The organism is Bacteroides sp. Ga6A2, assembly GCF_000702225.1.
GTDB lineage: Bacteria > Bacteroidota > Bacteroidia > Bacteroidales > Bacteroidaceae > Ga6A1.
This window is the reverse complement of sequence record NZ_JNKX01000035.1, coordinates 1-14,992: the sequence shown is the minus strand read 5'-3', so window position 1 is coordinate 14,992 and position 14,992 is coordinate 1. Positions and strand designations below refer to the sequence as shown.

Annotated in this window: 12 protein-coding genes; 9 read left to right on the top strand and 3 right to left on the bottom strand. The window is 45.1% G+C overall.

Annotation, left to right across the window (positions count from 1 at the left end):
* Positions 1–179 precede the first annotated feature (179 nt).
* The gene (locus tag T538_RS17745) at positions 180–1,424 is read left to right on the top strand and encodes a hypothetical protein (protein WP_155993102.1); all 1,245 of its coding nucleotides are present in this window, start codon (positions 180–182) and stop codon (positions 1,422–1,424) included.
* Between the two features lie 93 nt (positions 1,425–1,517).
* The gene (locus tag T538_RS0109785; RefSeq protein WP_031533613.1) at positions 1,518–1,703 is read left to right on the top strand and encodes a hypothetical protein; all 186 of its coding nucleotides are present in this window, start codon (positions 1,518–1,520) and stop codon (positions 1,701–1,703) included.
* 140 nt (positions 1,704–1,843) lie between these two features.
* Here T538_RS0109785 and T538_RS0109780 read toward each other — a convergent pair whose 3' ends face one another.
* Positions 1,844–3,865 (bottom strand): glycoside hydrolase family 5 protein, encoded by a 2,022-nt coding sequence (locus tag T538_RS0109780; protein ID WP_081834938.1) that lies wholly within the window; start codon positions 3,863–3,865, stop codon positions 1,844–1,846.
* A gap of 253 nt (positions 3,866–4,118) precedes the next feature.
* Between T538_RS0109780 and T538_RS0109775 the strand changes: the two genes are divergently transcribed.
* Positions 4,119–5,093: a type I phosphomannose isomerase catalytic subunit gene (locus T538_RS0109775; RefSeq protein WP_031533615.1), complete on the top strand. Its 975-nt coding sequence runs from the start codon at positions 4,119–4,121 to the stop codon at positions 5,091–5,093.
* 178 nt (positions 5,094–5,271) lie between these two features.
* Here the strand turns inward: T538_RS0109775 and T538_RS0109765 are convergent, their stop codons facing one another.
* A complete protein-coding gene (locus T538_RS0109765) occupies positions 5,272–6,708 on the bottom strand; it encodes a hypothetical protein (protein WP_155993100.1) in 1,437 nt (478 codons plus the stop codon).
* A 245-nt stretch (positions 6,709–6,953) separates the two neighbouring features.
* Entirely contained in the window at positions 6,954–7,697 is a 744-nt protein-coding gene (locus tag T538_RS0109760) for an amidohydrolase (RefSeq protein ID WP_031533617.1), read from the bottom strand.
* Positions 7,698–8,136: 439 nt separating this feature from the next.
* Here T538_RS0109760 and T538_RS0109755 point away from each other — a divergent pair, with 439 nt between their 5' ends.
* The 6 genes from T538_RS0109755 to T538_RS0109730 form a co-directional block, all read left to right on the top strand.
* A complete protein-coding gene (locus T538_RS0109755) occupies positions 8,137–8,967 on the top strand; it encodes a leucine-rich repeat domain-containing protein (RefSeq protein ID WP_081834939.1) in 831 nt (276 codons plus the stop codon).
* 154 nt (positions 8,968–9,121) lie between these two features.
* Positions 9,122–10,945 (top strand): leucine-rich repeat domain-containing protein, encoded by a 1,824-nt coding sequence (locus T538_RS0109750; protein WP_031533619.1) that lies wholly within the window; start codon positions 9,122–9,124, stop codon positions 10,943–10,945.
* Between the two features lie 21 nt (positions 10,946–10,966).
* Entirely contained in the window at positions 10,967–11,686 is a 720-nt protein-coding gene (locus T538_RS0109745) for a hypothetical protein (RefSeq protein ID WP_031533620.1), read from the top strand.
* Positions 11,687–11,960: 274 nt separating this feature from the next.
* Positions 11,961–13,481, top strand: a complete 1,521-nt coding sequence (locus tag T538_RS0109740) for a sodium:solute symporter family protein (RefSeq protein ID WP_031533621.1) — start codon at positions 11,961–11,963, stop codon at positions 13,479–13,481.
* A gap of 3 nt (positions 13,482–13,484) precedes the next feature.
* Positions 13,485–14,510, top strand: coding sequence for a porin (locus T538_RS0109735; RefSeq protein WP_031533622.1), 1,026 nt, complete (start codon positions 13,485–13,487; stop codon positions 14,508–14,510).
* 281 nt (positions 14,511–14,791) lie between these two features.
* A partial coding sequence (locus T538_RS0109730; RefSeq protein WP_031541118.1) for a DUF4372 domain-containing protein occupies positions 14,792–14,992 on the top strand: 201 nt, incomplete at its 3' end.

The following is a 14,992-nucleotide window of genomic DNA, read 5'->3' as shown; positions in this document are numbered from 1 at the left end:
TTCAAAAGAAATTGTCAACTATCAATTATCAATTATTATCCATTGTCAATTCGAAAGAACTTTCAAATAATCCGATATTTCTGATTTAATATCTGATAAAAAACAAAAAAATATGTACATTTGCACGCTCTTCGTAATTAGCCGTTGAGCAAAAAAGAACAGGAATCTAAACGTAAAAAATGAGAAAAATATTCTACATTATCTGCCTAATGGCTACATTTCTGACAATAGGCTGTAAAGACAACTCCGACAAGGAGCAAATAGAATTCATCAGGACCGTATTTACCGAGTTCGACTCCATCTCGAATGCAAATCCGGAAAACTACACGTTTTACACGCATTACAGACTTCTGTGCAAGAAATATTGTACCGAGGAATTCAGAAGCAAGCTTATGAATGCTTACAGCGAAGCGTACGGCTGCATGCTGGTTGCCGGCTATACCATGGACGAAAACTCGCTCAAGAGCATGACTATTGAAATGACGGCAGAAAATGTGTTCCGTGTACGCTATGAAACGACATTGGATGATGCGTACGACGACACCTACGACCTGACAACCTACAAGGTAGATTTGCAAGTAACTCTCTGCAAAGAAAAAAACGAATACAAAATAGCCAATGTCGAGAACTTCACGACCAGAAAGCTGCCAGACAATCGGGAGCATACAAAGCGTTATTACATTGACGACCTGATGGACAGCATAAGCCGCAACCCACAACTCGACAACAAGATGCTGGAGAGACTGCACGGCTACTGGCTGGCATACAACGGCTGCGAGGATGTTACCAGAATCACACAAAATACGATTGAAAGATATTCGTTAAACGGTTTCGACGACGGATTCAAAAACTTTCCATACATCTTAAGGAATCAGGTTCTGTACATCAGTTTTTGCAATGACGGAAGATTCTACCCGCACAAGTGTACCTTCGACAAAGACACATTGCGAATAACGTCATGCAGCAGCGAGTATGCTAATTGGGAAATGTTCCACATTAAAGACAAAGACGCCGGCCCATGGATTGAGTATATCAAAAAGGCACGCGCCCGAAATGCCCTGCCCGACAGCATAAAGATTGAAATCGGTACATTCGATTCGTTCCCCGATGAAATCGACGGCGGAAGCTGCGAATTCTTCAGAAACGAGGACGACATGAAAGCCAAGAAGTTTGTGATGGTAAACGATTTGGCAGAGACAGCCTACGTTGTAATAAACAACAAGCTTGAAAAGTTTACCCTAAAATGGAATGATGGCAACCTATATTCTTATGCCAACCAGAACTATGTGCTGCGCGTTAATGTAATAAAGCTGAAAGATAATACAGCGCCAGATTCGCACAATCTTGAAGGCTCGTTTTGGATTATCGACCCAGATGAACGACATTCTGAGAGTGTATCGTTCATTGGCAGATGCGGCTGTTAATCAAGCTATTAGCACGATATTATTGATACATACAAAAACATCATAATGCCCCGATTCATAAACAAATAATAACTTTTTATCTTTATCACAACAATGAAACATTTTTCAAACCGCGCGCTAGCGTGTCTGGCCCTATCGTTGTTTGCGAGATTGCTCTATGCCAACGACGGCGGATTTCTACATAAGCGGAAATCACTTGGTGCCAAGATCAAACACCACGGTCAAGAAAGCAAACCTGAAGATGTAAAAGCAAACCATATTTTTAGGCATCAGCTTTAAGATAAACAGCCCTGATTTATAACGTTATACTTGTGTTTATGGCGACTATTCGTCATAAACACAATGTAATATTTACCAAAAAAAAAGAGAGCCTCGGCAACGATGGCTCTCTTCTTTCACTTTTACATAATAATATTAACCTAAATTATAACTATTTTCTTACCGTTCTTGATGTAGATTCCCGGAGTTGGGTTTACTACTCGCTGGCCGCGCAGATTGTATATTACGTTGTCGCCACAGTCTGGCAAAGCCTCAACCTCGTCGATGCCAGTTGCCGCCCCGGTTGCGTCTTTGTCGTTAGACAGGAATACGCTCTTAATCCTTATCGGATTTCCGCCATACGACCAGAATCCGGCAATATAGATGTGCTCTGTATTGAGCGTAACGCCGTTTCCTTTTTTCAGGGTTGCAAGTTCCTCTACCACACGGGTACGAGTACCTATTTGTATCGTTGCCTTCTGTGCCCAATAATCGTTCTCGTCGAACAGGTGAATTTCGGCGCCAGCATTTTGTTTCTCGTACAACTCGACAACAAGATACTTGCAGTCAGACATATTTAAGCCGTTGTTGTATGTCCATCCGCCGAAGCCGTATTTTCCGGTAACGAGCGTGCCTGTCTTCTCATCGAACGAGCCCTTCTCCCAGATATTCGGATTGAAAGAATCGGCCGACAACGGGAACGGAGTAAGCGTCAGATGAACGCTCACCTCCTTGCGTGTTCCGAAGTCATCGGTTAGCGATATTACGACATCGGTCTCGCCCACTCCATTGCACAGCAACATGCCGTTTTTGAACGATGCCACCGAAGGATTGCTGATGCTGTAATCGACTGTTGCGCTTACGCACGACTTGTGTCCGTCGGCAAACGTAGCATCAACAGGAATGGCGATGGCGTTGCCCGGAAGAATCTTGAAATTGTCGGCACAACCCAGTTCGAGGCTCACAAGTTTGCGGGCATCCTCTGTTGGGTTAGGCCACTCGGCTGCATAGTCCTTGAACCAGCGGTACACAGGACGCGCGCACGATTCTGGGTCGGTAAGGAATGTTGAGCCGTCTGGCTTGCTGTCGTCATACTCAGCCAAGAGATTCAGACCTGTAAAGACCGTCCAACTTACGTTTCCGGTATAATCGCAAAGGAACTTGAAGTTTGCTCCGAAGCCTTCGCCGCCTCTTACGCCTGTTGTTGATTTTCCCCACGAGCAATCGTATTTCTTAGCAGCCCAGTCCATCTCGGTTACGATGATTGGGGCAAAGTCGGTTACGCAGTTAATGCGCTCGTGCCATCCGTTAATAAAGCCATTATATCCGCCGCCCGAAACATCGCCGGTGTTCTCTGCGCTCTCAACCTCGGCATCGCTGCCAAACCAGCCTGGATAGCAATGAACGGCATAGCCGATGTTATCGCCCGTGATTGGTGTAACGGCATAGTCGCGATAATCGCTCTGATATCCAGGTCCTGGAACCCAGATTATGTTGTTGCATCCCTTTGCGCGGATTGCATCGACAATAGGCTGAAAATAGTCGGCAGAAGCGCCAGTTGTTACCTTGTTGCCCGAAGCATCAGTCTTGCAGATTCTTATAGGCTCGTTGGCAAGCTCAATCATTATCGACGTGTTGCCTTCTTTTACAAGACGGTCGGCAACATACTCCCACACCTTTATAAGATATTTCTGATAGTTGTCGCCTACGGTAATCTCCTTGGGACACACGCCCGGCGGACGCATAACGACATAGATTCCGTTTGACTCGCAATACTTTGCCATCTCGTAGAAAACCGAGTTGAAATATTGCTTGAAGCGAAGCATGTTGAAAGCCGAGATATCGCTCTCGTCACCATTATTTGCGCTTGGATTGTTGCTCCAATAAGGGTCCATGTGCAGGCGAAGCACGTTAATCTTGTAGCCCTTGTCGAGCGCTCCGTCAAGCACTCTCTTATTGTATTTCAGACAGTTGTCCACATCGTAGTTGTCCCAATACTTGCCCTTCTCGTTAAACCAAGGGCTGTAGGTCTGCGCCACGCCATGAAGATTAACCTTGTTGCCGTTTTCATCAACAAGATATCTGCCTTCGATGTGCAGTTTGGGCATAGGCATATTGCGCCACGCCTTGGCAGTCACAACCGCCATACATGCCACGAATAGCAAAAAAACTATTTTTTTCATTGTTGTTTGGTATAAAGTTTGATTCTTAAAATCTGAAAATGAAGTAATTTTAAACAAATAAGTCAGATGCGACTGCAAAATTACGAATTTATAACCTAACCTTTAAAAATGACAATATGTTATACAACACGAAACAACCGAATCATTGGCAGCAACTTATTTGTATAGTGCAATTATGTGCAAAAAAAGTGGTATGAATTTACATTTTTACTCACTACCTTTGCAGCATGAAAATTAAAATATCAGCAAGAATATGAAACCCTATAAATTTGAGCCTTACCTTAAACCGACCATTTGGGGAGGCTCGCTAATAGCGCCATTCAAAAGCATCGGGACAAACGAGGAGAACATAGGCGAATCGTGGGAAATATCGGCTGTGCCGGGACACGAGAGCGTGGCTGCCAACCGTGGCATTGCCGACGATGTGGACGTTGGGCTTACTCTACCGCAACTTATAGACAAGTACAAGGAGCAGCTTGTGGGCAGAAAAGTTTACGAGAAGTACGGAAACAAATTTCCGCTGCTAATAAAGTTCATAGACTCGCGGCAAGACCTCTCCGTTCAGGTTCACCCCGACGACGAGCTGGCGCAGAAACGCCACGGATGCGCCGGGAAGACCGAGATGTGGTACATAATAAAGAGCAAGCCGGGAGCAAAAATCTATGCCGGACTGAGCCGAAAGATTACCCCCGACGAGTACGAGCATCTTGCCAAGGCCGAAACCGTTGACGGACACTCGCCCATGCAAGACGTTATAGCCACGCACGAGTCGCACCAAGGCGACCTCTACTTTCTGCCTGCCGGAAGGCTTCACGCCATAGGGGCTGGCAACTTCCTTGCCGAGATTCAGCAGACATCTGACATAACGTACCGCGTTTACGACTTCGGGCGGAAAGATGCCAACGGAAAGCCGCGCGAACTGCACATTGAGCAGGCCAAAGATGCCATAGACTATAACGTGTATTCTGAATACCGTACATCTTACGACAGCACTCTGCCAAACTCCGAACTTGTAAGTTGCCCTTACTTCAGGGTGAACAGAATAGTGGTTCAGGAATCGGCAAAAATCGACCTCCTGACCGAGTCGTTCGTGGTGGTTATCTGCCTCAGCGGAATAGCCAACATCAACGGAATAAACATGCACCAAGGCGAAACAGTACTTGTTCCGGCATCGGAAAATACTCTGTTTATTTTTGGAAATGCAACATTCCTTACCGCTACACTATAAGGCATGTTGCACTACTTAGAACTTTCCGAAATGGCAACAGCGGCGCATTACTTATCGAAGAAATAGAATGTAGCCGTTGCTGCCGTTTTCTTGTTTGCAGACAGAAAACACAAGCCCTGAATAATGCTTTTAGTCTGCCCTAACTTTTCCCTCGCCGTTAAGCCGAAATCCATAAGGATTAGCAGCAAACTTCGTATTCTTTTTTCATTTCGGGAAGAAGATGTTTGAGTTGGTTTACCGATGGAATGAAACTTTTGTACTCCGTTAGGATAAACTTCTTTACAAGTTCGAACTTGTCCTCGAAATCGTTGTCGCGGCAGAGGCGCAGGAACACGACGCCACGAATTATCTGCTCCGGTGCTGTGATGCCGCGGATTATCTTAACCCAGTCGGGATAGGCTTTGATGTCTGAGCACAGCCTTTCCCACAAGAACTGCGGAGACGAATAGTCTTCTACAAAGTCGCCGAACTTGTCTTCGACAAAGTGCCATGTGGCAAGGCAGAGCTTCTTAACATCTTCGTCGCTAATACATTCACTATCATTTAGTTTGACGATTTTCTTCGGAAGCTCGAGTTCTATCGTTCCCTGATGGTCGCCGTCGCGCGATTTTAGCTTAATGTCTATCTTCTGCATCCATTCTTCGACCTTGTCGAGGCGGATGCTTGGCGGATAGATTCTAAGGCAACCGTTGTTACCGACCATAAACGAGAAGATGAGGTTGCCAACATCGGTAGGGCGTGTGTAATAGAACACGTTTTTATAGCGACGCACGTTGCAGAAACCGTGATTGCGGAGGCTGGCATCAAGATAGCAGCCTACAATCTCGATGGTGTTCTTCTGCAATTGGGTGCTTTCAGTCTTTTCTTTGCTGTCTTTCTTGCCAAGGAAAAAGTCCATAAACTGCTTTTGCAGGCTTCGGGATTCCTTCGGGATGCGTTCGGGATTGAGCAAAGACAGAAGTTCTTGGTTTACCTGCTCTGGCGGAGTTGGCACGAATTTCTTTGCCACCTTCTTTTTAGGTTTCTCTGTTGGGGCTGATATTGGCGTGAAGTTTTTTGCGACCATTGCCCTTATCTTCTCCATCTCAGCCTCCTCGTTTGGCGAGTCCATGCTGTATTTTGGCTCGATGGTTGGAAGAAGTTGCTTTAACTTTTCGAAGTCTGAGCTGAAATTTCCGCCCCAAAAACTTGCATCACGATCAGAAGTGAACCTTGTATCTACATACTTAAATTTCTCTTCGAATTTAGGGTCATTGCAAAGTTTTGATATAATCAGTCCTCTGAAATATCCGTCATATCTTCCCGAAAGTTCCATATCAGTATTGCAATTCCATGATATCTTCTCTGGTATAAATTCTTCTATCTTTCGGACTATATTTGGCAAATACAGATATGTTTCTACAAATTTCTTGGCTGTACCAAAAAGATAATCAAAAAAAGAATCAACAACCATGTTTACATCATCTTCGGTTTCGATAACTTTTACCAAGTAGGTTTTATCTACGACAGTTGTACGAAATATCGTTTTATTGTCGATAATTATCCCACGACCAGGTAACTGCTCCGTATCGCCTATACATTCAGAAATATATGGTTCAATTTCTTTTATAGTCATTTCGATACTAAAAAAATCGATTTTTCCACTCTCAAAACACATAATAAATATTATCTTGTATTGTTCGGTATCAAGCACATAAGCCGGGTTATACCCAGACTTATACGCCTTCCAACCAAGAGGCTTTAAAACTTCGTCAAGTCTATTAAAGACTATTTTCTTCATTTCATTCTTTAGCATATTTCACACCTTCTATTTTCTACAACTATTTCACCACCAACGTGTTTTGCAAAATTACCAAGTCGTCAGTCGGCATCATCAAGAACAGGGAACTTCTTTCTGAAAGAGGCAAGTTTTTCGAGGTCGAGCGACACGGTAAGCGCGCATTGCTTTCCGCTTTCGCACTCGGCAACCGTTTTTCCGTAGGCATCAACAAGCATAGAGCCGCCGCTGTACTGGCAGGCAGGGTCGCTTCCAACGCGGTTTACTCCAACAACATAGCATTGGTTTTCGATGGCGCGCGCGTGCAGCAGAGTGTTCCACACCGCCAGTCGGGTAACAGGCCAAGAGGCAACGTAAAGAGCCACGTCGTAGTCCTTGCGGTTGCGCGAGAACACGGGAAAACGCAGGTCGTAGCACACTTGCAACAACATTCGCACGCCGCGGAACTCTACCACCACCCTCTCACTTCCGCGTTCGTAATGCCTGTGCTCTCCGCCGTAGGCAAACAGATGCCTTTTGTCGTAATGTGCCACATTGCCGTCGGGCTTTACAAAGAAAAAGCGGTTGCTGAACCTGTCGCCATTCCTTACAGCCATGCTTCCGCACACGGCGGCATCGAGCCGCGCGGCTGTACGCCTCATCCAGTCAAGGGCGGCAGCCTCATCGCCTGCCACCTCCTCGGGGTTGCCAATAAATCCGGTTGTAAACATCTCGGGAAGGACGTAGACGTCAGCCCTTTCGGCACTGGCAACAAGTTGCTCGGCCGTTTGCAGATTGGCATTTACATCTGCCCAAGCAATATCCATTTGTATCAAACAAATCTTCATATTTTCGATAGAATTAAATCACAGGCGCAAAAATAATCAAAAGATGAATGATTTTACATACTTTCGGTCTCATATTTTCGTCTGTCACAAAATTGCCACACTATTAGACAAATTGGAAACAGAATTGATTTAAAGCAAAAAAATAAAGGCAATCCAACTATCCATTATAAAAACGTACAGAAATTTACAAAAAAAAGATAATTAAGGTTTCGATTTTTATTTATACTTTTGCAGCGCAAAAAAATAGTAGACAACTACTACCATAGATTAAAAAGGCTTTATCTTATAGTATTAACAGAGCGTTTGCACATTTTTTACTGAAAACTTGTACATTTCCTTAAAAGATTGTTGAGTTTAAGTTTGACTATTGCATGGTTCCCACGTTCTTTACCTAATTAAAACGCTTGCCTTGGGGACGGCAGCATATTTTTTTATTTACATGAAGAAATTTTACATTCTTTTAGCCTGCGCAATGATTTCCATCGCCGGATTTGCACAAGATGATGAAGTAACAATCAACGGAGTGAAATATCGTGCAAAACCGTATGAGAACGAAGCAACTGTATTAGCTAACAATTATCAGAAATCATCATACACGATTCCTGCAACAATAACAGTTAACGGCAACAAGTACACAGTTACCAAAATAGGATACGAAGCATTCCGTAAATGCAAGAACCTAACATCTATCACCCTTCCTAATACAATCAAGAGAATCCACGAATATGCATTTGAGACTTGCAGCGGATTAAAATCCATCAACATTCCAAACTCGGTAGAACAGATAGACAGTTGGTCTTTCAACGGCACAAGCATTACAACAGTAAGACTTCCCAACTCTATAAAGGATATCGATTTTGCTTTTAATGGATGTAAGTCGCTTACAACTGTAATTCTGCCAAACACAACATTCACACTCTCTGACAGTTCATTTGGCAACTGCGACAAACTGACAACATTCTATTCTCTTGCCGATGACCCTTCCAAGATTACATTGCGTTTCTATTCCTTCGACTACGAGGGCAAGACTCTGTATGTAAAGAAAGGACTTAAAAACAAGTATCAGTCGGCTCCTGAATGGAAAAAGTTCCCTAACATCGTTGAGATGAGCGATGCCAAATACAAGGAACTGACCAACGGCGGTACAACAGGCATCGAGACAGTAAGCGCAAAACAGACTGCTGAGTCAGCAAAGATTGTTGAGGACGGTCGTGTGACTATTGTAAAGAACGGCAAGAAATTCAACACAGCTGGTCAGCTTATGAAATAATGCTTTTTAGATATAGGCATTTCGTGCGAGAGGTAGGTCTTAGGGCTTGCCTCTCTTTTTTCAAAATTATTTTTTACACAAAAAAACGACAATCTACAACCATATTCTGCATAAATTTATATTTTTGCAACCGTAATCTCTAAATTTCAAAAGCATGATAATCAAGAAACTATTTATACTTTGCTGCCTTGCGCTACCTGCGGCGAACCTTTCTGCCAAAGACAAAGGGCAATGGACGCTGAGCGAGGACAGCGTGCTGACAATAGCCATCGACAAATATTCGGGCTACAAGGCCAACGAATATCCGTGGTACACACAAAGGCTTGCCATCAAAAAAATCGTAATAGCCGAGGGCATCAAGAAGATTAGAAAGGAAGAATTTGCGGGCTACGAGAATCTTGTAAGCATCGAGATTCCGTCGAGCGTGACCAGCATATCGGCGCGTCCTTTCGTTGGCTGCAACAGACTGACAACCATAACGGTAAGTCCGCAGAACAAGAAGTTTGACAGCCGCGACAACTGCAACGCCATTATCGACACAAAAGACAAGGAACTGATTGTTGGCTGCAACGGCACGGTTGTGCCCGGCGGCATAGAGAAGATTGGCGACGAGGCGTTCTTTGGCTATCAAGGGCTTGACATGATTACAATTTCTGAGGGCGTGAAGAAGATTAACGACAAGGCATTTGCCGAGAGCAGTCTGAGGGGCATCGAACTGCCTTCTACGCTCGAAAAATACAGCGCATCGGCCTTTGCCAGATGCCGCGAACTGCAAGTCATCAGAATTGCTCCAAACAACGCACTTTACGACAGTCGCGACAACTGCAACGCCATTATCGAGAAGAAGGACAACAAATTGGCTCTGGGCTGCAAGGCAACCGTTATTCCAAACTCCGTGGCTAAAATAAAGGCTTTTGCCTTCGAAGGCAGAGGCTTGCAGAGCATAGAGATTCCGGCAAACGTTACCAAAATAGAGAATTTCGCCTTTGCCGGCTGCGATGACTTGGAAAGCATGAGCGTTGACGCACAGAACAGCGTGTTCGACAGCCGCGACAACTGCAACGGCATCATCAACACAAAAGAGAACTGTCTGGTTGCCAGATGCAAAAACACCGTTATTCCGTATTCTGTTTCTGAAATCGGATTCGGCGCATACTACAAATGCCAAAGTCTAACGGAGATTAGCCTGCCCGAGAATATATCGGTAATTCGCGGCTCTGCCTTCGAGGGCTGCACAGGACTTACAAGCGTCTTTCTGCCCGACAATGTTAAAAGGATTGACAGCGGAGCATTCAGCAACTGCACAAACGTTACGGAGGTTGTTCTGCCTAAATATCTGAACACCTGCGGCGAGAAGGCCTTCGAGAACTGCCAGAGCCTGAAGATGGTTTCGTTTCAGAACCCTGCAAACATCGGCGCGTTTGCCTTCAGCAACTGCAAGAGTCTGAACGAGATTTTCATTCCCGACGGCTCTACTCTTGGCGAGGGAGTGTTTAACGGATGCACCAACTTGTCGTACATCGGTCTGCCACGAGACTTGCGCGAGATTAGCCCAAGGCTTTTTGAGCAATGCCGAAGTCTGTCTGAGATGTTCATTCCCGGAAGCGTTCAGCACATAGGCAACAGCGCGTTCAACAACTGCTACAACCTAAGAAAGGTTGAACTGTGCGAGGGAGTAAGAACTATTGGCGACGATGCATTTACCAACTGCTCTAACATGCACATAATAAAGCTGCCAAGCACACTCCTCGCCATCGGTCACAACGCCTTCAAGAACTGCCGCAACGGATTGGAGATTCATGCCGAGGCTTGCTTCAAACCTGCAAGATTCTACCTTGGCAAGCAACTTAGCGCAAATGCCAATCCTTTCAACGGCATACGCGCAAAGGTTTTCATTCCGCGAGGCTCGCTTGCTGAATATATCGCCTCATGGGGCGACAAGCACGAGTATATCGAGGTTGACAGACCAAGATACTAAACATACTTTCAAATACAGTATATGAAGTTTTTTGACTTTAAAGACAAAAATACAAATGTTTCTTTTCGTGGTATTATGCCAAGTACAGAAATAGATTGTCCTCCATTCGAATATTTTCGATTGGTATATGCATACTATCAGTCTCTAACTAATGATGATTTAGAGAAAAGAGAAATCTTGAACAAAACGAACGAGATGCTAGAACAGAAACTAAAAGAAAGTAAGCCTCATCCAGCTATTCATCAACTTCTAACAGACGACACACTTTCACATAAAGAACAAGAAAATCTGCTCAAAGGCGTGAGTTTAACTCCAACAGATATATTGTGGATGAATAAAGAGGCACAAGACTTTGGATTCTTACTAAATATTTATCAAGAAGAGAAGTTCCCAGAAAAATTCAAAGAAAAGAATATTCCATTACTAATCCATAAAAAGAAAGATAATGACATAGAGAAAATGGGAACGACCGACATGACCGAAGGAGAAATGCGTGCTATATTAGAACAAAGAAAAGTCATTCAAGCACGTATATATCACAAGAATAATGTCTGGCATTGTTTTTATTTCACATATAAAGGGCTTGCTGGTAATGAAAGTGGACTTATGGGGGGAAAGCCACATTATCACTATTTTTCCAATAAATCGAGAATTATTTGGGATGACTTGATGAAAAGAATAAAAGATTGTGATATGCCTTCTTCAAAAGTCCATATTATAATAGAACGGAATCTATCATAAACAAAGGTAATAAAGTAGAACATAGCTAATAGTTCAATAAAAAGCATACCTTTTTTATATCAAAAACGCATCGACATGTTCGATGCGTTTTTTATTGATTCTGCCTAAAACGCTTATATTTTCGGTATATTTATAAAATGAAGTGCAGAAATAAACAGAATAAAAAGGATTTTACACAATTTTGTTACAAAAAACTTGGCTAATTTAACAGATTGTTATAATTTTACAACCCAAACCTTTAATTTATCATCATTTTACACAAAAATCCATAACAATGCTAATTAAAATTCTGTTAGTTATTATTTTCTTTGCCGTGATGATTGGAGTGGGACTGTACTCGCGCCAGCAGGCAAAATCGGTTGACGGATTTGTGCTCGGCGGACGCGAAGTTGGTCCGTGGCTCACGGCCTTTGCCTACGGAACATCATACTTCAGCGCGGTGGTTTTCGTTGGATATGCCGGCCAATTTGGCTGGAAATACGGACTTTCGAGCACATGGATAGGCATAGGCAACGCCATCATCGGAAGTCTCTTGGCGTGGCTCGTTCTGGGCAAGCGCACCAAACTCTTCACGCAGCACATAAACAGCCGCACGATGCCCGATTTCTTCGGCACTCGCTTCGACAGCCAGAGCTTGAGAGTGGTGGCATCAATAATAGCCTTCGTATTCCTGATTCCTTATACCGCCGGAGTTTACAAGGGCATCTCTACCCTCTTCGAGATGGGCTTCGGCATTCCCTACGAATATTGCGTGGTGATGATGGCGGTGCTCACAGCCCTCTACGTCATTCTGGGCGGATACAAGGCTACGGCGATAAACGACTTTATTCAGGGCATAATAATGCTGTTTGGCATTGTGGTTATAATAATGGCGGTACTGAACACGCAGGGCGGTCTTTCTGAATCAATAAAGAAGATGGCCGAACTGCCTGCCGACGGCTCGACAGCCAACGGCGGTTTTGCCGACATCTTCGGCCCCGACCCTTGGAACCTTCTGGGCGTGGTGGTGCTCACATCGCTCGGAACGTGGGGACTGCCTCAGATGGTGGGAAAATTCTACTCTATAACCGACGAGAGCGCGATTAAGCGAGGCACTATAATATCTACGTTCTTTGCCCTTGTGGTTGCCGGCGGATGCTACTTTCTCGGCGGCTTCGGCCGACTGTTCGGAACGCCTCCGACGTTGCCAAACGGTAGGCTGGACTTCGACTCTATCATCCCTTCGATGCTCGAGTCTCTTCCCGATGCTCTGATTGCGCTCGTGGTGCTTCTGGTGCTGTCGGCATCAATGTCTACTCTGGCATCGCTCGTGCTCACGTCAAGCTCGACAATGACGCTCGACCTCATCTATCGCGACAAGAAATCGGCTAAGGACGAGGTTGTTGACGGCGAGATTGACGATACCGTTTCAGAGAAGATTGAACGCCGAAAGGTGGTGGTTATGCGCGTGCTCATTGTGTTCTTCATCGCCCTATCGCTTATGATTGCGCTTAATCCGCCAACATTCATCGCGCAGCTTATGGGCATCAGCTGGGGCGCACTGGCAGGCGCATTCCTCGCTCCGTTCATGCTGGGACTTTACATGAGGGGCATCACCACCGCATCGGTGTGGGCTTGCTTTGCTTGGGGCGTCGGATTAACGGTCATAAACATGCTTATGGGCAACCCGATAAACCCTATCAACTGCGGAGCAATTGCCATGCTGGGCGGATTCGTTGTCGTGCCGGCGGTGAGCCTCTTCACTCCAAAGCCAGACAGAGAATATGTTGACGAAATGTTTAACTGCTACAAATAACACATGACAAGAAACTTTCTTCTGGCAGCAATGCTGCTTGTAAGCCATACCATCTTGGCACAGAACGGCGAGGGCAACGCAAAACAGATTATCGACGATTTGGCAAGCCGTATAGAGCTGCACGGATACGCTCAGGCAGGGTACACATACAAGGATGCCAGCGAGGGAAGCCCAACAAACACGTTCGACGTTAAGCGCGTGCTTTTCTGGGCAAAGGCTAAGGTTACCGACAGATGGTCATTCCTGTTCATGCACGACTTTTCGAGCGTGGTGCAGGAGTTCTATACCGACTACAAGGTTCACGATGCCTTCTGCGTAAGGTTCGGACAGTTTAAGAACAGTTATTCGCTCGAGAATCCGCTGTCGCCTACCAAACTCGAACTCATAGAGTGCTATTCGCAAGCCGGAATCTATCTCACAGGCTGCGGAAGCGACCCTCTCTACGGCGTTCAGTACGGTCGCGACCTCGGTCTGATGGCCTATGGAAACCTGTTCAACAAGCATCTGTACTACGAGCTGGCGGTGATGAACGGCCAAGGCATAAACCGTAAGGACGGCAACAAGCAGAAGGATGTTATCCTGAAGCTCGACTTCCGTCCGATAAAGGAGTTGCGCATCGTGGCTTCAGGACAGAAGGGAAAGGGACACGCCGTGGCAACATCGGTCTATAATCCCGACATTGAGATTGGCGACGACTACCGCCGCGACCGTGTGTCGTTCGGTGCAGAGTTGCAGACAAAGCCAATAAACCTGCGCTCCGAATATCTTGCCGGAAAGGACGGCGAGGTTGGCAGCCGCGGATTCTACTGCACAGGCTCTGCGCCTATTTACAAGCAGTTGGAGGCGATAGCATCTTACGACTATTTTGAGCCTAACACAACGCTCGAAATCAGTCAGACAAACTACACAGCCGGCGTGCAGTACTGGTTCTACAAGAAGTGCCGCGCGCAGCTTCAGTACACCCGATGCTGTCCTAACTCGGGCAAAAAATACAACTGCATTCAGGCTCAGATGCAAGTTGCATTCTAAAAACTGATATTTTTACCTTTACATATTTACTTTTATAATAACAGCGCCGTGATACAAGCGATTGTGCCACGGCGCGTTTTTTTTATGTTCCAAAGGTAGACGGTATGTCAGCAAATCTTATGTCATCTCCATATTTACGAAGATTTCATACAAAACTTGTTTACTGCAAACTATTGCTGTCCGGTAAAACATTTTTAGAGTGAAAAAAAATAAGGTCGTATTCCTCGCATGGAATCCGACCCTTTTTGTTATCTTTGTTTTAACCACAAAACAGCAATAACATGGGCAAAGATAGCAATTTTACCGGACAGCCGGTGTATAGTCAGATATTAAATCTGCTTGACCGTGAAAGAATCATGCAGATTAGCCGTGAAACAGAAGGCAGCGAGGCATATGTGAAGCGTTTTGACGGATACCAGCATCTGGTCGTTATGCTGTTTGGCATATTGAATCACTTTGATTCCCTGCGCGAACTGGAGATA